Origin of the sequence: Thermococcus sp. MV11 (genome assembly GCF_012027285.1) — an archaeon.
Lineage (GTDB): Archaea > Methanobacteriota_B > Thermococci > Thermococcales > Thermococcaceae > Thermococcus > Thermococcus cleftensis.
In genome coordinates this window covers 106,170-128,310 of record NZ_SNUD01000003.1, presented here as the reverse complement: position 1 = coordinate 128,310, position 22,141 = coordinate 106,170, and the positions used below count along the sequence as shown (strand labels likewise).

Below are 22,141 nucleotides of genomic sequence, written 5' to 3'. Positions count from 1 at the left end.
GATACGCTGACAAATTTAATAAAAGTGAAGGGCGAAGTACGAAGGGAATGAGGGTGGGGGTCGCCCCCCTGGGGACTAGCCACCCGACCTTCACCTCACCCTCACCTCGCCGGTGAGGAGCTTCTCCATAACGGCCCTCTTCATGCGTTCGAGCTTCTCCCGCTTTTCCCTCTTTGCCTCGATGGCCCCGTCGATGGTTCTGAGGATTTCGGCGATTTTCTTCTGCTCGGAGAGGGGTGGGAGGGGGATTTGGAGTTTCATGAATTTATTTGGGTTAATTCTTTGTCTGCTGGGAGTACTCCCTGTTACAACCTGTTGGGAAATCTGGATGAAGTATTTGTCTTGAAGTGCATAATAAAGGAATTCAGACTTTAAATTTCTGACTGGTTTCAGAGGTATAAACTCTGTTGAGGATATTTTTTTGTAGTCGCTCTCTCCAGTAACAAGCCATATTTTTGGTATCCTTGGGTTAAGCTTTCCGAAAAGAACAACTCCCACATCTATAACAAATTTTGTGCTTTTTATAGAACTTCCTTTCACGATTTCAGGTTTTCCTGTTTCGTGAAATGCTGGAATGCTGTAAAGTTCAAATAACTCGTTCGGGAGCTTCTGTGGATCAATTGACTTTTTTATTCTCTCGGCGACTTCTCCAAGTTCAACAACCTCCCACTCCTCCGGGATCTCGACCTTCCGCCCGTTCAGCTCGACGGTCTTGAAGCGGGTGTGGTTTATGCCCCTCGTTAAAAGCGTCTCCATCGTCCCCTTCTTGAGCCTCTCCAGCTTGGCGATGCTCTCCTCAACTGCCTGAATCGCCTCGTCAATCGAGCGGAGCACTTCGGCGATCTTCTTCTGCTCTTCGAGGGGTGGGAGGGGGATTTGGAGTTTAATTAGGTCAGTTTTCTGGACTCTTTGCCTTCCAGTTGTTCCAATCATACGAACTTCAAGAACTCTCCGGAAGCGTTTATCTTTCAGCAGGTAAAACAGAAAGAACACATCAAGATCTTCACTTGGGACAAGGGGGTAAACTTCTGTTGTTGCTAATGCGAAACCATTGGGGATGTTGAATGGGACGATTCCCTGTTTCCCATTCTCGAAAGAGGGAGTGATCTTAGCCAGTAATAAGTCTCCCGCCGCACAGTAAGTTGAACTCTTGACTTCCTCAATGGGCATTATTTCGAATTCTGCAAAGAGATTATTGTCTTGGGGAACTTTTTCCATCGGGATTACTGCAACCTCAGAGACATTACGGATACTTTTTTTTCTTCTGATTGTGACGACCTCTCCAAGCTCAACAACCTCCCACTCCTCGGGAATCCTCACCTTCCTGCCGTTCAGCTCGACCTCCTTGAATCTCGTCTCCCTGTAAAACTGGAAAGCTGGGAGGGCCTCACTCATCGCCCATCACCCTGATTATGCCCTCAATGTAAGCCTTCGCCTTCTCGACGAGCTCCCTCTCCCTCTTCTCGATTTCCCTGAACTCCTCGAACTCCTTAGCTAAGTCGATGTGCTCCCTCTCGTCCTCTGGGAAGACGTAGAGGCTGACGTTCAGGTTGTAGTCGTTCTTTCTTATCTCATCAAGGGCCACAACCCTCGAAAAGCCTTCCACCTCCTTGAACTCCCTGTAAGCCTTCACGATTTTCTCGATATGCTCCGGAGCGAGCTGGTTGAGCTTCCTGACCTCGGGGTGCTTCCTGAACTCCTTCGAGGCGTTGATGAAGAGTATCTTCCCCTTCCGCTCCTCGGGCTTGTTCGGGTTGAGCACCATTATAATCCCGGGCGCGCCGGTGTTGTAGAAGAGCTTCTCGGGAAGGAGAACAACGGCCTCGATGAGGTCGTCCTCGACGATTCCCTGCCTTATGGCCTTCTCGGCCCCGCCCCTGAAGAGTGCCCCGCTGTCGAGGACGATGCCGACCTTTCTCCGGGCGTAGTAAAGCATCAGCTGGACCCACGCCCAGTCCGCGGACTGCTTGGTCGTGTACCCGTACCTGTAAATGTGCTTTATCCTCCTGTCGCTTAGGCGAGTCTCGTCGTAGCCGTCCTGGTTCCAGGGCGGGTTGGCGATGACGTAATCAACCTTTCCGTCCTCGACCCCGTTCTCCCTGAGCTCTTCCTCCCACCGGGGGTTTACGAGGCTGTCGGCGCCTTCGAATATCCTGAACTCCTGAATGCCGTGCAGGATGAGGTTGAGCTTTGACAGCGCCGCGGTGGTCTCGTTGAGCTCCTGGCCGTAGAGCATTATCGCGGGCTCGCCGTCAAGGCCTTCCCTTTCGAGTTTCTCTTTGACGTATCTGTACGCCTCGATGAGCATTCCGCCGGAACCGCTGGCCGGGTCGAGGACGTCGCTCCCGTCTTCAATGTCGAGGAGCTCAACGAGGAGCCTGATAACCTCCCTCGGCGTGTAAACCTCTCCCTCCTTGGCCTTCTGGGGTGCGAAGTACGAGAGGATCCACTCGTATGCATCGCCCAGTATGTCGCTGTCGAACTCCGCAAAATCAACGCGGTTGAATATCTTGACGATCTCCTCAAGCTTGTGGAGGTTGTCCTCCTTGATGAAGCCAATAAGGCCAAGAACCTCGACGAGCTTCTTGAGGTCGCTTAGCTCTTCGTTCATCTCGGAGATCTTTATGAGTGCATTTGCCATCTCCTTTATGCTCTCCCTGCTCTTCACGACCTCGTGCCAGGTGTAGAGTTTTCCAGTCTCCTCGTCGAAGAGCCTGTAATACCTCTTGTTTGTGATGATGTAAGCCTGAACCTTGGGTTTGCCTTCTTTCATGAGGTCCTGGGCCGTCTTCATCCAGCGGTCGCTTATAGCCTTGTAAAACAGGAACACGAGCAAAGCTTTGTAATCGAGGCCGCCCCTTATCTGGTCGGCCGCGGCCTTGAGGAGTGAGATGAGCCTGTCGCGGGTGATTTTGCTCTCAGCCGGGAACTTCAGGCGGTAATATGTCCTTCTGAAGTCGTACACGTCTTTCCTGGCCGTTATCAGGCCGGCTTTTCGTAGGATTGAGAGAACTTCACCCACGTTTTTAGTCGTGAATTTTGGTTCTTTGATGCCCTTCTCCATGAGTTCCTTTCTCTTTTCCTCAAAGAGCTTTTCTACGTCTTCCTGGGTGAATTCTTTGTCCCTGAATGCGTCTTTTATCAGAAGGTATCTTTCGCGAACCCAGGGCTGGAGTTCTTCGAGAATCGTCCACTCGTCGGCGCCGTTTTTAACACCATTTTTGGTCTTTGCCTTTGACCTCGGCATGGGTGTCACCAAAGTAATTAATGCCATTATCGCTTAAAAGGTTTTTGGTTTTAGTTTAGCTTAATTGATAAGTTAAAATTATTTAGCTTATTATACCATAGTCTAATCAGACTTCCCCACTCAGCGACGAAAGTCGGCAGACAGTTGAAGGAAGTGGAAGGCTTCGAGATTCTCCCGTTGCATCCAGAGGCAAGGGCCTGCCTCAAAATGTACACAACCAAATTCAAATACGCTGTCGAAGCGAACGATGGATACCTCTTCGCCGTGCCGACAGGAAAATCCGAGAACCCGACGTTCTTCGATGCACTCATCAAAAAGCACAAGAGCCTGAGGGTGAAGCTCATTTACAGCCCGGGGACGCTCACGGCGGGCATGTTCAGGAAGTTCTTCATCCAATATTGGTATGAAAAGGGCGGAAACGAGCTCATACTCAAAAAACTCGTCGGGCACTCGCCGAGCACGGTTCACGAGCTCCATTATGCAAGGGGATTGCACCACAAGAAGCTCTTTGAGGAATACAACAGGGTCTTCGGCAACGTCCAATTCCTGACGAAGAAACAGCGGGCGATGGTTTCACGGTATCTCCCCAAAAAGGGCAAAAGAAAGCGCAGGAGAAGAAGGTGAGATTTCCTGTGTCTTTCTTTTTTCTTGGTTCCAAAGTTGGGCTTAGTTCGCTTTCATGTCTCAAGGTGCCAAAGACTTCTGCATGGAAACCTTTAAAAGTGACGGCCCGTCACTAGTGATGGGGTGTTCACTTTGTTCAGCACGCGCCCGATAAGGGATGAGAAAAACCTCCATGGAGAAGCACACAGGAGGGCGGTTAGGGAACTCAAAAATGCCGTTGATGAAGGCGACTTTGTGGCGATTTTAGGTTCGAGGAGGGTCGGCAAAACCAGCGTCATCAACGTCTTTCTCAACAAGCACCGCTCGAAATACAATTACCTTTATTATGACCTGGCCTTTGGAATGGGGCGTGAGGCAATAAGTTACACCGAACTCGTCCCCGTTTCGACGAACATACCAGAAGAGCTCGAATACTCCGCCACACTGAGCCTCGGAGTCGTGAAGATGGATGTTAAGCCAAAGGGAATCGCCGAGTTCCAGAATGCGTTTCTGAACCTCCTCAGGCACCTGAACAGGTCGGGAAAAAAGACGGTGTTGGTATTTGATGAAGCCCAGGTCCTTCCGAGGTTCGCTCCACTGAACATGCTCGGCATGCTTCAGACGATTTCAGACGACTTTGAGAATGTAACGGTTGTCCTCTCTGGCTCGATGCCTGGCCTTCTGGAGAGGATAATAAACCCCTCAGGAGATAAGCCATTCTTCGCGAGATACGTTGAGAAAATTCACATCTCCAGGTGGACGGTTGAGGAAAGCGTTGAGTACTTGAGGAAGGGTCTTCCAGATGCCCCAGAGGAGGAGCTTTATGAGGCCGCCCGGGAGCTTTCAAACGTTCCAGGTTTTCTGGCGTATTACGGTAAGCTGAGGGTTAAGGGGGATTCCCACAGGGAAGCGTTGGCGAGGACGATTCATCACGCTGTCAGGCTTTGGAAGAAGGATTTGAGAGACTTCATCAGGATATACAGGTCTCCCGCGTATATAATCGCCCTGAAAAGGATCGCCAAGGGGCCCTCGTATGGCGTGACGACCGAGGAAGTCCTTACTGAAATAACGTCCGTTGTGGGAATCTCCGAAAGACGGGCAAAGGAGGTCCTCAAGAACCTCGTTGATGGGGGTTTCTTAGTAAAACCCAAGCGGGGCGTTTACCAGATTCCAGAGCGTCCCTTACGGCAGGCGATTCTCGAAACGAGATTGGAAGAAATTGAGAAATCCATCTAAGGCACTCATACGAGCTTTGCCCCGAATTTCAATTTTTTGAAGACTTTATCGTAAACGCTCTGAAGGCTCTCCGTTGTGTGGTGGGAGTAATGGAGCGCGTTTATATCGCCCCTGATTGAGTGCCCCATGAGAAGCTTCTTAACCGTTGCATTGCCGTTCCGCCTGTCCCATTCCTGCGAGAAGAATTTCCTCATGTGCTTGGGTCGGATTGGCTGGTTAGCCAGCTCTTCCTTTCGAATGAATGGTTTTTCGAGGCTGAAGTAAGAGATGACTGGCTTATCGGGGTTTGGGCTGTATCTCTCGACATACTGCTTCAGCAGGCTCTGAACTTCCTTTGTTATGAACGTTACCCGCGCCTGGCCCGTTTTGGCGACGTTTGGTGGCACTTTGATGAGTCCTCGGTCAATGTCAATATACAAAAGGGGTAATTTTGTGAGCTCATACACTCTAAGACCGCTCGTCGCCATTATTAAGAGGCCCAGCATGATTTTGTTGGCAATTCTTCCGGAGACTTCTTCCCTTTTCGCAAACTGAACCCTGTGTATTACCTTTAGGAGGGTTTGGACGTCCTGAACGGTGATGACTGTCATGTCCACTCCAACATATCTCGGGCTTTTGAGGTTGTGTTCAAGCGGAATGCCGGCGATTCTGAAGAGCTTTTTGAGATATGTGATGTGCTTGCGATACATGGAGGGGGAATACTGTTTCTGAAGGTTCTGGAGGTGTGAAATCAAGTCTTCGACCGTGAACGACCAGTAATCGCCATGTTGGGCTGTTTTGTCCAGGAATTTATGAATCACACGGTTCACGAACTTTAGATGGTGTTCAGCAACGTTGTTGGCCTTTAGTTCGAGTAAAAGAATGTCGAGGTGTCTTTTTGTTATTATGTACTGGTTGTCGTCCGCTCGTTCATGTACAAATGCTGGCATGGCGACGTTTTGCCCTTCAAAATTTTCTGCTGTCTCCGTCCTTCTTTTGGCGAATAAAGCCCTTTCAGGCTGTGGATCCCCTAGCCCGGGTTCAAATCCCGGCCCCGGCCCCAGAATTACTGTTCTCCCCGAATAAAAAGCTTCCAAAGCCAACTTCACGGGCGTTACTGTCTGAAGGTTTCCAGCACAGGGACCCTTTTGTGGGTGTACCTTTCTAAACTTGCGGATACTGAAAAAAGTGGGAGAAATGGTGAATCCTTTAATGTGTCTAGTACCCGGCCGTCCTACATACTGTGGAAGTGACGGCCCGTCACTAATGATGGGATGTTCACTAGCTTGGGCAATTCCCTGAGCATACCCAACACTCTTAAAATCCCTGGCAATTATATCCACCCGGTGAAGGTCAATGTCCTGGAAAGACAAACTCGGCCTGGTTCACATTTACACTGGAAACGGGAAGGGGAAGACCACCGCGGCCTTCGGCCTCGCCGTGAGAATGCTTGGCTCTGGCGGGAAGGTGATAATCCTCCAGTTCATGAAGGCTCCCGATGTGTACGGCGAGCAGAAGAAGATAGCCGAGTGCGGCGCGGTCATAGAATCCTTTGGCCTTCCGAAGTTCGTCCACGGCAAGCCCGAGCCCGACGACATAGAGGCCGCCAAGAAGGCTCTCCAGCGCGCGAAGGAAGTTGTCTCGAGCGGGGAATGGGACCTGGTGGTTCTCGACGAGATCTGCGTCGCCATGGGCTTCGGCATGCTCGATGTGGGGGAGGTTAGGGAGATGATCAAAAACAAGGCCCCCAACACTGAGCTGGTTCTGACCGGCCGCTACTGTCCTGAGGAGCTGTTCGAGCTTGCCGATTACGTGACGGAGATGAGAGAGGTGAAGCACCCCTACCAGAGGGGGATCCTGGCTAGGAAAGGTGTTGAGTTCTAACCCTTTCCTTCCTCCGGTTTCGACATTGACCGAAAAGCTTTTTAGTTAGGAAAGCTTAAGATAATCCGGGAGGATTTTAGTAACAATTCTTTAGAAAAGGGGGTGATAGAATGAGCGAGCTGATTCAGCAGATTGTGCAGGTTCTCAAGGAGCAGGTCGTCCAGGACACGGTCGTCCCGAGGAACATCAGGCGCGCCGCCGAGCAGGCCATCGAGGTCCTCCTCGACGAGAGCAAGGAGCCGGCCGTTAGAGCGGCCGATGCCATAGCAATCCTCGAGGAGATCAGCGAGGACCCGAACATGCCGATGCACACGAGGACCATCATCTGGGAGGTTCTCGGCGCCCTCGAGCAGGTGAAGTGAGCGTTTCCTTTTTACGCTCATTTATGTGTTTCTGCTCCTTCACTTGTCCCTTTTGCTCAGGTACCAGAGCTTCGCGCTCTCCTCAACGAGCTCCGCCTTGTAGAACGCCTCCCTGAGACTTCTCCCGACCGTAACCGTGCCGTGCCTCTCCATTATCACCGCATCGGCGCGGCAGATGGCGTCTGCAACGACCTCCGCCAGCTCCTGGGTTCCCGCGGGTCTGAACTGGACTATTGGGATCCTTTTTAGGTATATCTCTGCCTCCGGCGTTATTACCGGTAGCTCCACGTCCACCGTGGTGGAGGCCGCTATGGCGTACGGCGGGTGCAGGTGAACAATCGCCCTGACGTCGGGCCTCCTCCTGTAGACCTCCAGGTGGAGCCTGTACTCGGAGGAAGGCCTAACTCCCGAAATCTGGTTTCCATCTATGCTCACCACCGCCACCTGTTCTCCAGTCATCTCGTCCATCACTGCCCCTGTGGCCTTGATAAAAACGAGACCCCCGCTCCTGACGCTCAGGTTTCCGCCAAAGGCGGCCGTCAAACCGCGCTCGTGGGCCTTTCTGGAGTACCTAACGAGCTGGGTTTTGATTGCCCTGCTCATTCTCCCACCACCTTCACCCCATAGCCGCAGTCCCTGCAGTAGGCTTTCTTCCCCTTCCAGGCGAGCTCTCCACCGCAGATGGGACAGACGTGGACGTCTCCCTCGCTCTTCCAGCGCTCGTGGGTCTTTGGGTCTATGACAAGGAAGAGGCCCTCACCGTCCTCCTCGAAGTGGCCCAGAACAGGGTTGCTCTCAAGCGTGAGGTTTTTCTCGTTTATTATCACGGGCTCGATCCCTATGTTTCCCTCGTACTCGAGGTCGTTGGCAGGAACTATCTCGACGATGAACGATTCCAGCTTTCTGTCCCGGTACGCTATGACCTCCAGCGCGTCGCTCAGCTCTCCGCTCGAGGGTATGACGTCGATGACCACCGTTTCCCTGGGGAACGCTATGGCCACCAGGAATCTGCTCCGGAACACCTCCATGCTCCTGTCAAGGCAGCTCTCCTCCAGGCCCATCTCGCGAAGAACTGCCCTAAGCTCCTCTCCGTTCGGCAGTCGGCCCTTCTCCACGATGAACTCGCCGAGCTTTCTTGCCAGGGGCATCGCGAGGGTAACGGGTTCGTAGAGCTTCATGTCCTCACCCCACCTAACTCGGGAGAAAAATTTATAAACCTACCCGGGACACTATGGAACGGGCACGGGTCCCGCGGTAGCCTAGCCTGGGAGCGGCGGCGGACTGTAGATCCGCAGGTCCCCGGTTCAAATCCGGGCCGCGGGACCACCAGAAATCGCTTTTTTGAGTCGCTTTCCCGGCAGTCAGCCCTATCCTTTCCGCGGAAAAACTTTTAACCATCGGCGCCTTGTTAAACTGTGGTGTTTAAAATGTCGGCGAGGAGCTTTCTCACCGAGCAGCAGATTAAGATTCTCCGCCTCCGCGCCAGGGGGCTCAAGCAGAGCGAGATTGCCGAGCTTCTCGGCACGAGCAGGGCCAACGTTAGCATTCTCGAGAGGCGCGCCCTGGACAAGATCGAGAAGGCCAGGAACACTATCCTCATATGGGAGCAGATAAACGCCAAGGTCAGCGTCGAGGTGAAGAAGGGAGAGGACATATTCTCCGTCCCGGACAGGCTCTTTGAGAAGGCCGATGAGCTCGGGATAAAGGTTCCCTACAGTACGGCCGAGATAATAGCCTTCCTCGTTGAGCACGCCCCCATCTCCGACAGGATAGCCAAGAGAGACTTCACCCTCTTCCTCGACGCCAAGGACAGGCTCAGGATAAGCGAGTGCCTACTTGAGGATTTCGATGAGATGGGGAAGAAGGAGGGCGGTAAAGACTCCGTTTAGTGCCATCGCCAGTCCGCTCACAGCCCCCGCCAGCTCGTCCTCCAGTATTATCCTCGCCGTCCCGAGGCCGTGCGAACTCACTCCCGTCGCGAGACCCCTAGCTATTCTGTCCCTCACCCTGAAAAGGTTGAGGAGCTCCGGGGCAAAGGCGTTGCCGAGAAGGCCGGTTGTTATGACGAGAACGGCCGTTAAGGAGGGTATCCCGCCGATTTTGTCGCTTATCCCTATCGCTATCGCCGTCGTCACGCTCTTCGGTGCTATGCTGAGGAGAACTTCTTCACTTCCGCCGAGGAGCTCGGCGATGTAAAAGGCGCTGAGGATTGCAACAGTGCCACCGACGGCTATCCCCAGAGCTATCTCCTTTGAGTATGCCCTTATCGTCTCCCTGCCCTTGTAGACCGGAACCGCAAGGCTAACAACGGCCGGCCCGAGGAGGAACTTAAGTATAGCCGCGCTCTCCATGTAGCTCCCGTAGGGGATTCCGAACCATTTCAGGATAACCGCTATCGTGATTATGGAGAGGAGAACAGGGTTCGTGTAGAACGCCCTTCTCCTGGAGTGGAGCTCCGAGAACAGGTAGAAGACCACAAGGGTGAGGGTTATCCCCAGCGGGTTCATGGTTCATTCCTCCTGAGGAGTTCAACGGTCTTCGCCGTGACGAGGAGCGTTATCAGGAAGCTCAGGAGGAGGGAGACGGAGATTGGAAGCAGCTGGCTCTTTATCAGCCCGATGTAGGTGACTATTCCCACCCCCGGAGGCACGAACATGACGCTCATATTCCTTATGAACAGCTCCGCCTCGTCCTCGACCCACTCGAGCTTCACGGCACCGCCCAGGAGCGCGGAGAGAAGGAAGAGCATGCCGAGGACGCTCCCGGGTATCGTGAGGTTGAGCGCGAAGCTCGTGAACTCGCCCAGGGCGTAGAAGCCGAAGATTATGGCAAGTCCTCGATATGGGTTCATGGTTTAGCTTAGTGCCATTCTCCTTAAAAGCCCCTCGAACCGAAAGCGGGATAAAACCTCGGCCCCCATTATCACCGGTGGTGTTATGCTCCTGGGGAACTATCGTTTTCCCGGCAGGTACGGCCCCGAGTGGGGCAGCGGCGGGATCTTCGGCCTGAGGTACCACGACGGTGTGCTTTACTACACGCTCGCCTTCGAGGCGGAGGCGCACTTCATCGACGTGAAAACTGGCGAGGGGAAGGTTTATGACTTCACCCTCGTTGGCCCGGCACCGACGAGCGGCGGGGACACCTACAACGCCGTCGAGACGGTCGATGAGTTCATATACTTCGGCGGCTGGGTCCACGCTCCGGCCGTTTACCAGGAGGGGAGGAGGATACTCTTCAACAACAAGTACTCCCACGTCCACGCCTACGACACCTCCGAGGGGACGGTGAAGCTCCTCTGGAAGGACTCCATACACCACGAGACCGACTGGGCGGGCGAGGTGAGCGATTTAATCTACGACCCCTACAACGACAGGCTACTGCTCGTGAGGGAGGACGGCCACGCTAACCTCGGCGTCTACGCCCTGGACAGGAGGACCGGACGGGCCGAGGCGCTCCTTCATGAGCCTTCCCCCAAGGGAACTAGGGTCCACGATTCGGTCTTCTTCGGGGTTGGCAACAACTTCACGGGCGGGCTGAGGGGGATTAAGGCCCTCGACCTGATAAGCGGCCGCTGGGAGTCCTTCAGAGTGGCCGAAAGTGCCGATGGAAGGCCCTACATAAGGCCCGAGCTGGGGGCGATGGCCTCCGCCTACAACCGCGCCTTTGCGTTCGTCCGCGGGGGGATAATAGCGGGTAATCCGTTGATGGGTGAGGAGTTCACCTTCTTCCGCCTCCTCGACTTCTACACCTTCTATGCCCCCTTCAGGGTGAACGCGATTAACGTGGGTGGAGGAATACTAACGGCCTTCAACGCCCACCACGACGCGGTTTACAGGCCTGGCTCCGACGGAATGGACTGGTGGACCACCAACACGGTGGTTGGGCCGAGCGTTCTGCTCTACGTCGCTCCCCCGATGGTGAAGATAGTCGGTGCACTCGGGGCGAGGGTGACGAGCATCGAGAAGATGGACGGGAAGCTCCTCGTCGCGACGAACAGCGCCCCGAACACCGGGGCAACTGAGGCGACGCCCTTCGACACTGGGAACAGGGATATAGTGGTTCTTGACGAAAAAATACTCCAGGAACGGCCGCCATCGGTCAGCTTCTCCCTGCCCCTGTCCCTTCCGAGTGCCGCGAAAAGCCTCGGGGCCGGAACCTTCGGAGGAATCCCCCTCGACGGCCACCGCGAGCCGAGAATGGTTCTTCACCTCCACCGGGACAACCTGCTGACGGTCTACGAGTACGACCTGTCCCTGCCGCCTGGGGAGGCCGTTGCCGAGACCTTTGAGGTGAGGGCGGGAAGAAACGTCATTGACCTGAGCGCGTTCAGCGGAATCGTTAGCTTCGAGCTGAAGAAGCCAGACTTCAAGGGCAGGGCGAGAATAGAGCTGCGCTGATCCCTTTCTGTTCTTGGGGGAAGAAAAAGAGGGCGGGCCTCAGACCTGCCCCATGACGTTGTTCCAGGAGTAGCTCGATTCGATAAGCTCCTCGACGGTGAGGTAGACCTCACCGACAACCTCCGGCTCCAGGCTCTTGAGCTTCTCGAGCAGCTCCTCCCTCGGCAGGGCTTCCTCGTCGAATACCACGAACCCGTTCTTGGCGTAGCCGTTGATGAAGGCCCTCCAGACCCTCTCGTCCTTGAGGAGTTCGTACTGTACGACCCTGGCATCGTCGGGCGTGGCCCTGGCGAACCTGAACTCCAGCCTCAGGAGGCGCTTTCCGCTCACCCTGTCCATCGCCATCACCCCTTCACCCCGAAGTAGTCCTCTATGTCGATGTAGGTCTTCCTGTAGAGCTCGCTGTTCCTCATCTTCTCCACGAACTCCTTGGTTCTGACGTACTTGTCCCGGTGGTACTCCCAGTCGGGGTGCATCGTCTTCCACTCCTCCCAGGTGTAGCTGAACTGGGACTGGACCTTGTCGCGGTAGAGCTCCGGGATCACGTTGAACGTACAGAAGGGCACCACCCTGCCGTCGGGCATCGCGTAGTGTATGACGCAGCGCTCGACCCTTTCCACGTCGTAGTTGTACTCGTCCATGAAGTGCATCATCCCGAGGAAGAGGGCGTTCTTGTGGAACTTGCCGAGGGCATCGTAGTTGCCGTACATGAAGGCGTTCTTTATGAGGTCGAGCACCTTCACGCCCTTGGGAGCGTACCTGTCGTCGTAGAAGCTCTTGAACTTCATGAATATCTCCGCCCCGAGCTTGAGCTTCTGGAGCCTCCCGAGGCTCTTCCACTTCTCTATCTCCTCGGCCCTGCTCTCCAGGTACTCGACGAAGCCTTCAACGTCCAGGAACCTGCTTATTGGCACCACCCTCTTGTTCTCGCGGTCGAGGAAGACGTAGGTTGCGGCTCCACAGCAGTAGTGGCTCGTCATGTAGTAGCGCGAGCCTGTGAAGGCCTCAAAAAAGCGGGCTATGTGTCCGGCTATCGGAATCGGGTACCAGTCGTCCATCGCTATTGCACCGTTGGTCTGTTCCTCTATCCTTGCTATCGCTCCAGGAATTGTTATCCTAAAGCGCTGGCGCTCCTTCCTTGGGACCCTTCCGACGAGGGAAATGGGCTGGAAGTTCACACCCCTGACGATGTCGAGGTGGTTGAGGGCGAAGTTTATCATGGCCCCGAGTTCGTGGTCGTTCACGTTCCTTATGGTGGTGGGCACGAGGACTATCCCCGGCCCTCCGGCCTTCCTGACGTTCTCGAAGATGAGGGGAACCTCCCAGTGGTTCTTCCAGTTGGTCTGGGGCGTCATTCCGTCGTAGCTCATGTAGAGGGTATTAACGCCCGCCTCGCGAATCTTCTTTACCAGCTCCGGCTCGAAGGCGAGCTTTATTCCATCGGTGTTGAGCTGGACGTGGTCGTAGCCCTCCTCCTTGGCGATTTTGATTATCTCGATGAGGTCATCCCTGAGGGTCGGCTCGCCGCCGGTGAGCTGGACGGCGTTGGCTCCGACCGGGTGCTGCTTCTTTGCGTTCCTGAGCATCATGCGTATCTGCTCGAGGGTCGGCTCGTAAATCGGCTGGCCCTCCTTGGCGTAGAAGAAGCAGTACCAGCAGCTCAAATTACAGCGGTTTGTGAGCACGATGTTGAGCAGGTTCGTGTGAGAGCGGTGTCTCGCGCAGAGACCGCAGTCCAAGGGGCAGTTGGCGCCGGTGTTCTCGACGTTGAAGCTCATCAGCTTGAAGTCGAACCTCCAGCGCTGGAAGCGGTAGTACTGCTCGACGCTCTCGTAGTAGACATCGGTTATCATGCCCTCAGGACAGCGCTTGGTTATCCAGACCTTGCCGCCCTTCTCCCACACGAGGGCCGGAACGACCCTCCTCGTCTCGGGACAGAGTGAGTACGTTCTGTGCGGCAGGGGGCCTCCGTAGGCCCTGCTCGCACTCTTGAGCATGGTCTCGAACTCTTCCTCTGTTATTTCAGGGAACTCAATGATGTCTCTAATCCTTCGGGTTGATTCGGCGAATTCTTTCTCGCCGCTGGGAACTTCACCAATACTTTCCGCCATGCTCTCCACCTCAACGTTATGACTTCCACCTGTCTGCTTATCCCTCCAATTTCGGAGTATAAAAGCTTTTGCGTAAATATGAAAGTTTTCCTGCATAGGTATGGGGCATATCTGGGCAATGGGTGGAAACCGTTAAAAGCCCGCCCGACTACAGGGGGGAGGTGGTGGAATGCCCGCGAGAGAAATGAGAATGGAGATGTTCCTCAGGGCGCTCCTCAAGAGGGACTTTTCCCGTGCTAAGGGACACCTGGAGAAGCTCCAGAAAATGGCCGGCTCCGATGAGTGGGGAAGGGGCTATGGGAAGGCCATAAACGGCTTCCTCAGCGCAATAAAAGACAACGACCCGGACTCGCTGATAGTCCAGCTCATCAGGGAGCACGACCGGAAGAAGGCCGAAAAGCTCCTTGAGCACTTCGAGGGTATCCTTGAGCACGATTTCAGGGACGACTACGAGAAGGGCTACTACACCGCCTGGGTTGAGTTTCTGAAGGCTTACCTGAGCCAGAAGACCCTCGCGTGATGGCCATGGGAAAGGAAGAACTCATGAAGAAGCTCGAGGAGAGGATAAGGGCCTGCCGGAAGTGTCCACTCGGGGAGCTCAGGACGAACGCCGTTCCCGGCGCTGGAAGCTACGACGCTAAGGTCATGTTCGTTGGTGAAGCACCGGGCTACTGGGAGGATCAGAAAGGCCTCCCCTTCGTCGGGCGAGCTGGAAGGGTTCTCGACGAGCTTTTGGCCGAGATAGGCCTGAGCAGGGAGGAGGTTTACATAACAAACATCGTAAAGTGCCGCCCTCCTGAAAACCGCGACCCGACCGAGGAGGAAATCAAGGCCTGCTCCCCCTACCTCGACAGGCAGATAGACATTATCCGGCCAAAGGTGATAGTTCCGCTGGGCAGGCACTCGATGCGCTACATACTCGAGAAGTTCGGCTTTGAGCCCGAGCCGATAAGTAGGATACACGGAAAGACCTTCGAGGCAAGAACGCTCTTCGGGAAAATCGTCATAATGCCGATGTACCACCCGGCAGCTGCCCTCTACCGGCCGCCCATAAGGGAGGAGCTGAGGAAGGACTTCGCCAGGCTCAGGGCCCTTCTCGAGTCTTCTTTCTGAACATTTTTTCACGTTTCAATTACTTTTCTATGTGAACCTGTTTCGTCTTGTGTTTTTTAATGGTATCTTGGGGTTGGCTGAATCTTTTTCTGGGAAAGGTTTTTATGTCTTGAGTGCGCATTAATGTACCTGAAGGTATCCTATAATGCAGGGGTACACTAATGTTCACTATACAGCACTTTAGGGACCATGTAGGCTCGTGGAAGCGTAGCAGCATTTTCGATGAATCACCAGAATGGCAGTAAGTATTTTTGGAAAAGCTTATATTTGACGGATATTCATTGGTTCAAAACCCGTGGAGGTGAAACCGTGTCGGACTTTGGAATACTGTCTCTGCTACCGCCCCTGGTGGCTATTATACTGGCGATATGGACGAAGAGGGTCGTTCTGGCTCTCTTCGCAGGCGTCTGGATTGGGGGCCTGATGGTCTCGGGCTGGAACCCGGTAACGGGAACCACCCAAAGCTTGGAATGGGTCGTGGGTAGCGTAACCAGCGACTGGAACGCCAGGATACTCATCTTCGACTTCCTCATAGGCGCGGGCGTTGGGTTGATTTACAAGTCAGGTGGGGTGCATGCCCTTGCCAAAGCCCTCGCAAAGAGGGTTAAAACGAGCAGGGGCGCCTCTGTCCTCGGCTGGCTGATGGGCGTTCTCGTCTTCTTCGACGACTACACCAACACCATCATCGTCGGAAACACCATGAGGCCCATCACCGACAGGACGCGCGTTTCGAGGGAGATGCTGGCCTACATAGACGACTCAACCGCCGCGCCGGTCGCTGGCCTGGCGCTTATCTCGACCTGGATCGGTTATGAGCTGGCTATGATCGGAAAGGGCTTCGATGGGTTTGGAGTGTCGTACAATTCCTACGATGCATGGCTTTCCAGCGTTCCCTTCAGGTTCTACTCGATACTCGCGATAATACTCGTTTTCATCGTGGCCTACACCCACAGGCACTACGGTCCGATGCTCAAGGCCGAGATGCGCGCCAGGAAGGAAGGCAAGGTTCTCCGCGACGGGGCAAAGCCGCTCATGACCACCGAGGTGGACCTTGGAATGCCGAAGGAAACCGGTAGCCTCTGGGACTTCGTCATACCGATCCTTGTCCTCGTTGCGGTATCGATGCTCGGCCTCTGGTACACCGGTGCCGCGAACCTCGAAGCCTACAGTCAGGATCTTGGCTGGTGGACGGAGCTTGAGAACCCATTCGGCGTGAATTTCCTCAACTACGGCTTTGTGGAGTCGTTCCGTGAGGCCGACGCTGCAACGGCACTCCTCTGGGGAAGCTTCACGATGGTCCTCGTCGCCAGCATAATGCTCCTCGGCAGGAAGAAGATGACCATCGAAGAATGGGAGGACACGGTAATCAGGGGAATGAAGCAGATGCTCTTCGCCAACACAATTCTTGTCCTCGCCTGGAGCCTTGGCACGGCGGCTGAGGCCGTTGGGACGGGCACGTACATAATAGACCTTGCCACAGGTTCTGGCGCCGACCTCGGCCCATGGATGCCCCTCATAATGTTCCTCGCGGCTATGTTCGTTGCCTTCACCACAGGAACCAGCTGGGGAACCTTCGCCATAATGGTCCCGCTCGGTGTCCAGCTCAGCCTCGCCTTCACCAACGGTCAGGTCAACGAGATAGTCTTCGCAACCATCGGAGCGACCTTCACCGGCTCGATCTTCGGCGACCACTGCTCCCCGATAAGCGACACAACCATCATGAGTTCGATGTTCTCCGGCTCGGACCACATAGACCACGTAACCACGCAGATACCCTATGCCCTCACCGTCGCATCGATAGGCGCTGTCCTCTACGTGCTCTTCGGCCTCGGCGTTAGGAGCTGGATAATCCTCCTGCCCCTTGGCTTCGTCCTCCTCGTGGCGGCTTGGTACGTCCTCAGCGAGTGGTACGGGAAGAAGTACGGCATACCGCACGGAAAGGTGCCGGTCTACGTGGTTGAGGAGTGAACCCTTTCGTTCTCCCATTTTTTCCGCTCTTCTGAAGGTTTAAAAGCCCTCCGTTGAACTCCAGCGGGAGGTGGTGTCATGCTCATCAGGGCCTTCGTTCCGGCTCACATAACGGCATTCTTCGTTCCCCTCTTTCACGATGACCCGCTTAAGGCCGGCTCGCTCGGCGCTGGAATAAACCTCGACAAGGGAACCAACGTCTTCGTTAGCGTGGAAACCGGAACGCTCGAGAAGCACATACACATCGCCTTCAACGGCGAACCCGTGAAGGGGGAGGAGGCGATTATCAGCTACTCCGTCGCCGAAAGGCTCGTTCCCAACGACTTCCTCGGCGAGGTCGAAATCTGGCAGTACTTCGACTTCCCGAACGGCTACGGCTTCGGAAACAGCGCCGGCGGGGCCCTGGGAACGGCCTTAGCTTTGAGCTACGTCTTCGGCGGGACGTGGCTTAAGGCCTCTCAACTTGCCCACGAGGTCGAGGTGAAGCACAGGGGCGGTCTAGGCGACGTGATAGCCCAGCTTGCCGGCGGAATTGAGGTTCGCGTCAAGGCCGGTGGCCCCGGAATCGGCGTGGTGGACAACCTGTTCTTTGAGGACTACAGGGTTCTCGTGGTTCCCTTGGGCAGGCTCTCAACGAAGGAAATCCTCGATGGGGACGTCGTTAAGGAGATAGAGGTTGAAGGAAGGAAAGCGCTGGATTCCCTCCTCAGAGACCCAAGGCCGGAGAGAATGATGGTTCTCGCGAGGGGTTTTGCCGAGAGAACGGGCCTCCTGGAAGGAGAGCTCTTAGAGGTCGCGAGGGAGCTTGACAGGCATCTTTCGAACCCCAGCTCGATGATAATGCTCGGCAGGGGTCTCTTTGCACTCGTCCGGGAGAAGGAGCTTGAGAACGCTAAAGTCCTCCTCTCTGATCTCGGCCTGCCCTATGACGTGGCCGGAATACACGAGGGAAAGCCGAGGGTGGGCAGGTGGGTGGGCTAACCTTTTATCTCTCCCACCGTATTTACTTCGGTGGTGAGAGTGAACGACATGAGGTATTCCGAACTGGCCGACCTTTACAAACGCCTGGAAAAAACTACCCTCAAGACGCTAAAGACAAAATTTGTCGCAGACTTCCTCAAGAAGACCCCCGATGACCTGCTCGAGATAGTGCCTTACCTCATCCTTGGCAAGGTCTTTCCAGACTGGGACGAGAGGGAGCTTGGTGTGGGCGAGAAGCTCCTCATAAAGGCCGTCTCCATGGCCACCGGCGTTTCCGAGAGGGAAATCGAAAATTCAGTTAAGGACACCGGTGATCTCGGCGAGAGCGTTGCCCTGGCCCTGAAAAAGAAAAAGCAGAGGAGCTTCTTCTCCCAGCCGCTGACGATAAAGCGCGTTTACGACACCTTCGTCAAAATAGCCGAGGCCCAGGGGGAGGGGAGCCAGGACAGGAAGATGAAGTATCTGGCCAACCTCTTTATGGACGCCAAGCCCGAGGAAGGTAAGTATCTGGCCAGAACCGTCCTGGGAACAATGAGAACAGGCGTCGCGGAGGGCATACTGCGCGATGCAATAGCCGAGGCCTTCAAGGTGAAGCCCGAGCTTGTTGAGCGGGCCTATATGCTGACGAGCGATTTTGGCCACGTGGCCAAGATAGCGAAGCTCGAGGGCAACGAGGGCCTATCCAGGGTCAGAATCCAGGTGGGCAAGCCCATAAGGCCGATGCTGGCTCAGAACGCGGCGAGCGTGAAGGAAGCCCTGGCGGAAATGGGTGGGAAGGCGGCGTTCGAGATTAAGTACGATGGCGCTCGCGTTCAGGTTCACAAGGATGGCGATAGGGTCGTGATATACTCCCGTCGGCTGGAGAACGTCACCCGCTCGATTCCAGAGATAGTCCGGGCGGTGAGGGAGAGCTTAAAGGCCGAAAAGGCGATAGTGGAGGGCGAGCTCGTTGCCGTCGGAGAGGGTGGGAAGCCGAGGCCCTTCCAGTACGTGCTTAGGAGGTTCAGGCGGAAGTACAACATCGAGGAGATGATAGAGAAAATCCCCCTTGAGCTGAACCTCTTCGACGTCCTCTACGTCGATGGTGAGGGGCTGATAGACACCCCCTTCTCGGAGCGCAGGGAAAAGCTGGAGGAGATAATTTCTCCGGGGGAGCGGATAAGGCTGGCGGAGCAGCTGGTCACTAAGAGCGCCGAAGAGGCAGAGGCGTTCTACAAGAAAGCCCTGGAACTCGGCCACGAGGGGCTGATGGCCAAAAGGCTGGATTCGGTTTACGAGCCCGGAAACAGGGGCAAGAAGTGGCTCAAAATAAAGCCCACGATGGAGGATCTCGATCTGGTCATCATCGGCGCCGAGTGGGGTGAGGGGAGGCGTGCCCACCTGCTCGGCTCCTTCCTCGTGGCTGCTTTTGACCCGCACAGTGGTGAGTTCGTCCCTGTTGGAAAGGTAGGAAGCGGATTCACGGACGAGGATCTGGCGGAGTTCACGAAGATGCTCAAACCGCTCATAGTTCGCGAGGAGGGCAAGTACGTTGAGATAGAGCCGAAGGTCGTTATCCAGGTTACCTACCAGGAGATACAAAGGAGCCCGAAGTACGAGAGCGGCTTTGCCCTTCGCTTCCCGCGCTACGTGGCCTTAAGAGAAGACAAGAGTCCGGAGGAAGCGGACACCATTGAGAGGATCGCCCAGCTCTACGAGTTCCAGGAGAGGTTCAAGGCGAAGAGGTGACCTCGGCCGTTCCTTCCTCCTTTGTTCCTTCTTCCTCTTCGGGAATCAGCCTTCCGGCCAGTTCAGCGGCTTTTTTGGCCATCACTGGAGTTGCCAAGATGAAGAGTGTTGATATTCCGGCGAGAAAAGCGGCCACGTTTCCTGAATAACCCCCGACCACCGCCAGGGAGGGGAGGTCGTAGAGGGCATGGGCCGTAATCGAGAAGGCCAGTCCTGAGAAGCGCTCCCTTCCACTCCCTCCCAGCAGGAAGCCAACGGAAATGGCCGCCCAGACCGTGTGGAGTCCCATCAGCACTATCCTCACGGCCACGAGGTAGGGTTCCTGGTTCAGGGCGAAGATTCCGGCCGTGTACATTATCCCCTCTGTAATTCCGAGGAACAGGCCAGTCCCTATCACGAGCTTCCACCGCTGCCAGTCTGGGAAGCGCTCGAAGAACTTGAGGGGGAGCAGCTTTACTGACTCCTCCACAACACCGGCGACGAAAGCCAGAACCAGCCAGGCTTGGAGCGCCAGGAAGGGAAACTCGAGGAACGAGGCTATGACCAGTCCCAAAATGCTCATCGCGAAGGCCTGGGCCTTCCAGCCGCTCTTGGGAAAGGAGCGCCACCTCTGGAGGGTGTACCTGACGGCGAGAAGAACTGAGATGCCCCCGACGACCGTTATGATCCCGAAGTAGTACTCGATGACCTTCTCAGGCGTCATGGTAGTTCATTCACCATCAGGTCTTATTAACCTTGGCCTCAACTTTTTTAAGCTTCCTGTTCATTTTTCAGTCAATAGGCGGAGAAATTTACACGAGGGTGTTCAAGATGGGGGAGCTCAAGGAGAGGCTCATCGAGATGTTCTTCTCCGAGGAGGCTGTACTCTTCGGGCACTTCGTACTAACGTCCGGGAAGGAGAGCGACTACTACATCAACGTCAAGAAGCTCTCCACCAATCCGGAGGCGCTCAAGCTCATAGCACGGCTGATGAGGGAAACGGCTGAGGGGCGGGGCATAGACTTCGACCGCGTTGCCGGTCCGGAGCTTGGGGCCGTCCCCATAGCGACCGCGCTGGCCTTGGAGACTGGAAAGCCCCTGGTCATAGTCAGGAAGAAGCCCAAGGGTCACGGCACTGGGAGCCAGATTGAGGGAGAGGTTAAGCCGGGGGAGAGAATCCTCCTCATCGAGGACGTGACGACGACGGGCGGAAGCGTCCTCCGCGCGGCCGAGGTTCTGGAGAAAGCAGGAGCCAAAATAGCAGCCATAAGCGTGGTCGTGGATCGGGAGGAGGGCGCGGAGGAGAGGATAGGTGAGGAGTACACTTTCCTCCCGCTCGTCAGGGTCTCAGAGCTTTTTGAGAGAAGAGACGTTCGTTCCACGGAGCAGTGATGCCAGGGCATCGTAGAGCCTCGAGAAAAGTCCCTTCTTCCTTTTCTCCCCGAACACCCATTCGTCGAGTATCTCCCCGCTCTCACCTATAGCCTTCGAGGCCTTGGCGTGGGGGGCGTGGTCGATGACAGGCCTGCCGTAGTTGGTCGCCTCCGGAACTCTGTGATCGAAGGGTATCACCCCGACCACCGGGACATCAACGCTGTACTCCAGGAAATCGATTATGTCATCGACGTTGCTCGAGGATTCCCTGACCTTGTTGAGTATGACGCCGACCTTGAGGCCGTAGGCGTCGCCGAGGGACTTGAGCTTTATGACCTCGTTCTCTATCATTCTGTGGACTGAGTAGATGGGACAGCGCTCTATCTCCACTATGATTAACTGATACTGGGCAAGCCGAAAGGTGGATATCGTGTCGAAGGGAATTCCAACCGGGGAGTCTATTATCGTGATGTTGTACCTGGACTGTATCTCCCTCACTATATCCCTCAGCCTTTTCTGGTCGAGGTCTATGACGTCATAGAGCTTTGAACTTCCCGGCAGTATGTCCGTTCCCGTCCTCGGATCGTGATACACGGCGTCGATAACCCTCATCTCAGGATTCTTCAAGAGGGTGTGAATGTTGTACTGGGGGGCATATATTCCGAAGTGAAAGGCGAGCTTTGGAAGGTACAGGTCGCCATCGACGACAAGCGAGCGGTAGCCCTTCTTCGAGAAGTATGCTCCAAGGTTGGAGGTCATCGTCGTCTTTCCCGCCCCTCCCCTGCCGGTAATGACCACTGATACCATAAACTAGGCCCCCTTTGAATTGTTCGGTTTCAAGAAAATGATTGAAGAACAGGTCAGAGGTAATCCTCGATGGTCTTTGCCCTGACCATTATTGCGGCCTTGTCCTGGCCGTAGAAGACCTCAACGAGACCGTCGGATTCGAGCTCTTTAACCGCCCGAAAAACTGCGGGCGCAGGTGTCTCCAGTTCGGCGCTCAGGGTCTGGAGGGCAACAGCCCTCTTCTTGGTGGCGAGGATTTTATACACCACATCTTTGCGTCGGCCGAACATCAGACGGCACCGTTAGTAATTACGTCCCCGAACTAAATAAACCTTCCGCGGCCAGAATTGGCCATCTTTCAAGGGCAGGTTTATAAGGCGTGCAGGTTATGGT

The 22,141-nt window shown here is 55.1% G+C and carries 24 protein-coding genes and 1 tRNA gene; 13 read left to right on the top strand and 12 right to left on the bottom strand.

Annotated elements, in window-relative coordinates; all coding sequences use genetic code 11:
* Positions 1 to 90: 90 nt before the first annotated feature.
* Positions 91 to 1,395, bottom strand: a complete 1,305-nt coding sequence (locus tag E3E27_RS08220) for a restriction endonuclease subunit S (protein ID WP_167774187.1) — start codon at positions 1,393 to 1,395, stop codon at positions 91 to 93.
* Positions 1,388 to 3,247 (bottom strand): class I SAM-dependent DNA methyltransferase, encoded by a 1,860-nt coding sequence (locus E3E27_RS08215; protein ID WP_240910714.1) that lies wholly within the window; start codon positions 3,245 to 3,247, stop codon positions 1,388 to 1,390. Before E3E27_RS08215 ends, E3E27_RS08220 begins: the two co-directional genes overlap by 8 nt.
* Positions 3,248 to 3,391: 144 nt before the next feature.
* Here E3E27_RS08215 and E3E27_RS08210 point away from each other — a divergent pair, with 144 nt between their 5' ends.
* Both E3E27_RS08210 and E3E27_RS08205 read left to right on the top strand, forming a co-directional pair.
* Positions 3,392 to 3,871 carry a hypothetical protein gene (locus E3E27_RS08210; protein ID WP_167774185.1) on the top strand — a complete coding sequence of 160 codons (480 nt, stop codon included), beginning with the start codon at positions 3,392 to 3,394 and terminating at the stop codon, positions 3,869 to 3,871.
* 132 nt (positions 3,872 to 4,003) lie between these two features.
* Positions 4,004 to 5,086, top strand: coding sequence for an ATP-binding protein (locus E3E27_RS08205; RefSeq protein WP_167774184.1), 1,083 nt, complete (start codon positions 4,004 to 4,006; stop codon positions 5,084 to 5,086).
* Positions 5,087 to 5,091: 5 nt separating this feature from the next.
* Here E3E27_RS08205 and E3E27_RS10835 read toward each other — a convergent pair whose 3' ends face one another.
* Entirely contained in the window at positions 5,092 to 6,408 is a 1,317-nt protein-coding gene (locus tag E3E27_RS10835; protein ID WP_167774183.1) for a site-specific integrase, read from the bottom strand.
* Between the two features lie 13 nt (positions 6,409 to 6,421).
* Between E3E27_RS10835 and cobO the strand changes: the two genes are divergently transcribed.
* Together cobO and E3E27_RS08190 are read left to right on the top strand one after the other, a co-directional pair.
* Entirely contained in the window at positions 6,422 to 6,949 is a 528-nt protein-coding gene (gene cobO / locus E3E27_RS08195) for a cob(I)yrinic acid a,c-diamide adenosyltransferase (RefSeq protein WP_014789020.1), read from the top strand.
* A gap of 110 nt (positions 6,950 to 7,059) precedes the next feature.
* Positions 7,060 to 7,311 carry a UPF0147 family protein gene (locus E3E27_RS08190; RefSeq protein ID WP_014122777.1) on the top strand — a complete coding sequence of 84 codons (252 nt, stop codon included), beginning with the start codon at positions 7,060 to 7,062 and terminating at the stop codon, positions 7,309 to 7,311.
* Between the two features lie 39 nt (positions 7,312 to 7,350).
* Here E3E27_RS08190 and E3E27_RS08185 read toward each other — a convergent pair whose 3' ends face one another.
* Together E3E27_RS08185 and E3E27_RS08180 are read right to left on the bottom strand one after the other, a co-directional pair.
* Entirely contained in the window at positions 7,351 to 7,914 is a 564-nt protein-coding gene (locus E3E27_RS08185; protein ID WP_167774182.1) for an aldolase, read from the bottom strand.
* A complete protein-coding gene (locus tag E3E27_RS08180) occupies positions 7,911 to 8,489 on the bottom strand; it encodes a hypothetical protein (RefSeq protein WP_167774181.1) in 579 nt (192 codons plus the stop codon). The genes E3E27_RS08185 and E3E27_RS08180 overlap by 4 nt, the downstream gene beginning before the upstream one ends.
* A 70-nt stretch (positions 8,490 to 8,559) precedes the next feature.
* Between E3E27_RS08180 and E3E27_RS08175 the strand changes: the two genes are divergently transcribed.
* Together E3E27_RS08175 and E3E27_RS08170 are read left to right on the top strand one after the other, a co-directional pair.
* Positions 8,560 to 8,637, top strand: a tRNA-Tyr gene (locus E3E27_RS08175).
* 101 nt (positions 8,638 to 8,738) lie between these two features.
* Positions 8,739 to 9,200: a Tfx family DNA-binding protein gene (locus tag E3E27_RS08170; RefSeq protein WP_167774380.1), complete on the top strand. Its 462-nt coding sequence runs from the start codon at positions 8,739 to 8,741 to the stop codon at positions 9,198 to 9,200.
* Here E3E27_RS08170 and E3E27_RS08165 read toward each other — a convergent pair.
* Together E3E27_RS08165 and E3E27_RS08160 are read right to left on the bottom strand one after the other, a co-directional pair.
* Complete coding sequence (locus E3E27_RS08165) at positions 9,144 to 9,818, bottom strand: CidB/LrgB family autolysis modulator (RefSeq protein ID WP_014789024.1); 675 nt, start codon at positions 9,816 to 9,818, stop codon at positions 9,144 to 9,146. The genes E3E27_RS08170 and E3E27_RS08165 overlap by 57 nt on opposite strands.
* Positions 9,815 to 10,162, bottom strand: coding sequence for a CidA/LrgA family protein (locus tag E3E27_RS08160; RefSeq protein WP_167774180.1), 348 nt, complete (start codon positions 10,160 to 10,162; stop codon positions 9,815 to 9,817). The genes E3E27_RS08165 and E3E27_RS08160 overlap by 4 nt, the downstream gene beginning before the upstream one ends.
* Before the next feature lie 85 nt (positions 10,163 to 10,247).
* On the opposite strand from E3E27_RS08160, the gene E3E27_RS08155 reads away from it, so the two are divergent.
* The gene (locus E3E27_RS08155) at positions 10,248 to 11,708 is read left to right on the top strand and encodes a DUF2139 domain-containing protein (protein ID WP_167774179.1); all 1,461 of its coding nucleotides are present in this window, start codon (positions 10,248 to 10,250) and stop codon (positions 11,706 to 11,708) included.
* A 39-nt stretch (positions 11,709 to 11,747) separates the two neighbouring features.
* On the opposite strand, the gene E3E27_RS08150 is transcribed toward E3E27_RS08155, so the two are convergent.
* Together E3E27_RS08150 and tes are read right to left on the bottom strand one after the other, a co-directional pair.
* Complete coding sequence (locus E3E27_RS08150; RefSeq protein WP_014789027.1) at positions 11,748 to 12,047, bottom strand: DUF3213 domain-containing protein; 300 nt, start codon at positions 12,045 to 12,047, stop codon at positions 11,748 to 11,750.
* Between the two features lie 5 nt (positions 12,048 to 12,052).
* Positions 12,053 to 13,819: a tetraether lipid synthase Tes gene (gene tes / locus E3E27_RS08145; protein ID WP_167774178.1), complete on the bottom strand. Its 1,767-nt coding sequence runs from the start codon at positions 13,817 to 13,819 to the stop codon at positions 12,053 to 12,055.
* A gap of 169 nt (positions 13,820 to 13,988) precedes the next feature.
* On the opposite strand from tes, the gene E3E27_RS08140 reads away from it, so the two are divergent.
* The 5 genes from E3E27_RS08140 (at position 13,989) to E3E27_RS08120 (ending at position 19,609) form a co-directional block, all read left to right on the top strand.
* Positions 13,989 to 14,339, top strand: a complete 351-nt coding sequence (locus tag E3E27_RS08140; protein WP_014789029.1) for a hypothetical protein — start codon at positions 13,989 to 13,991, stop codon at positions 14,337 to 14,339.
* 5 nt (positions 14,340 to 14,344) lie between these two features.
* Positions 14,345 to 14,932, top strand: a complete 588-nt coding sequence (gene udg, locus E3E27_RS08135; RefSeq protein ID WP_048152029.1) for a type-4 uracil-DNA glycosylase — start codon at positions 14,345 to 14,347, stop codon at positions 14,930 to 14,932.
* Positions 14,933 to 15,241: 309 nt separating this feature from the next.
* A complete protein-coding gene (locus E3E27_RS08130; protein WP_048152031.1) occupies positions 15,242 to 16,900 on the top strand; it encodes a Na+/H+ antiporter NhaC family protein in 1,659 nt (552 codons plus the stop codon).
* Between the two features lie 78 nt (positions 16,901 to 16,978).
* On the top strand, positions 16,979 to 17,881 hold the full coding sequence (locus E3E27_RS08125) for a pantoate kinase (RefSeq protein WP_167774177.1): 903 nt from the start codon (positions 16,979 to 16,981) through the stop codon (positions 17,879 to 17,881).
* Positions 17,882 to 17,929: 48 nt separating this feature from the next.
* Positions 17,930 to 19,609: an ATP-dependent DNA ligase gene (locus E3E27_RS08120; protein ID WP_167774378.1), complete on the top strand. Its 1,680-nt coding sequence runs from the start codon at positions 17,930 to 17,932 to the stop codon at positions 19,607 to 19,609.
* Here the strand turns inward: E3E27_RS08120 and E3E27_RS08115 are convergent.
* A complete protein-coding gene (locus tag E3E27_RS08115) occupies positions 19,593 to 20,312 on the bottom strand; it encodes a membrane protein (RefSeq protein ID WP_014789034.1) in 720 nt (239 codons plus the stop codon). The genes E3E27_RS08120 and E3E27_RS08115 overlap by 17 nt on opposite strands.
* Positions 20,313 to 20,419: 107 nt before the next feature.
* On the opposite strand from E3E27_RS08115, the gene pyrE reads away from it, so the two are divergent.
* Positions 20,420 to 20,980: an orotate phosphoribosyltransferase gene (gene pyrE, locus E3E27_RS08110; RefSeq protein WP_167774176.1), complete on the top strand. Its 561-nt coding sequence runs from the start codon at positions 20,420 to 20,422 to the stop codon at positions 20,978 to 20,980.
* Here the strand turns inward: pyrE and E3E27_RS08105 are convergent.
* Entirely contained in the window at positions 20,936 to 21,769 is an 834-nt protein-coding gene (locus tag E3E27_RS08105; protein ID WP_167774175.1) for a MinD/ParA family protein, read from the bottom strand. The two genes, pyrE and E3E27_RS08105, sit on opposite strands and share 45 nt — an antisense overlap.
* Before the next feature lie 53 nt (positions 21,770 to 21,822).
* Positions 21,823 to 22,038: a helix-turn-helix domain-containing protein gene (locus tag E3E27_RS08100; protein WP_014789037.1), complete on the bottom strand. Its 216-nt coding sequence runs from the start codon at positions 22,036 to 22,038 to the stop codon at positions 21,823 to 21,825.
* Between the last annotated feature and the right edge of the window lie 103 nt (positions 22,039 to 22,141).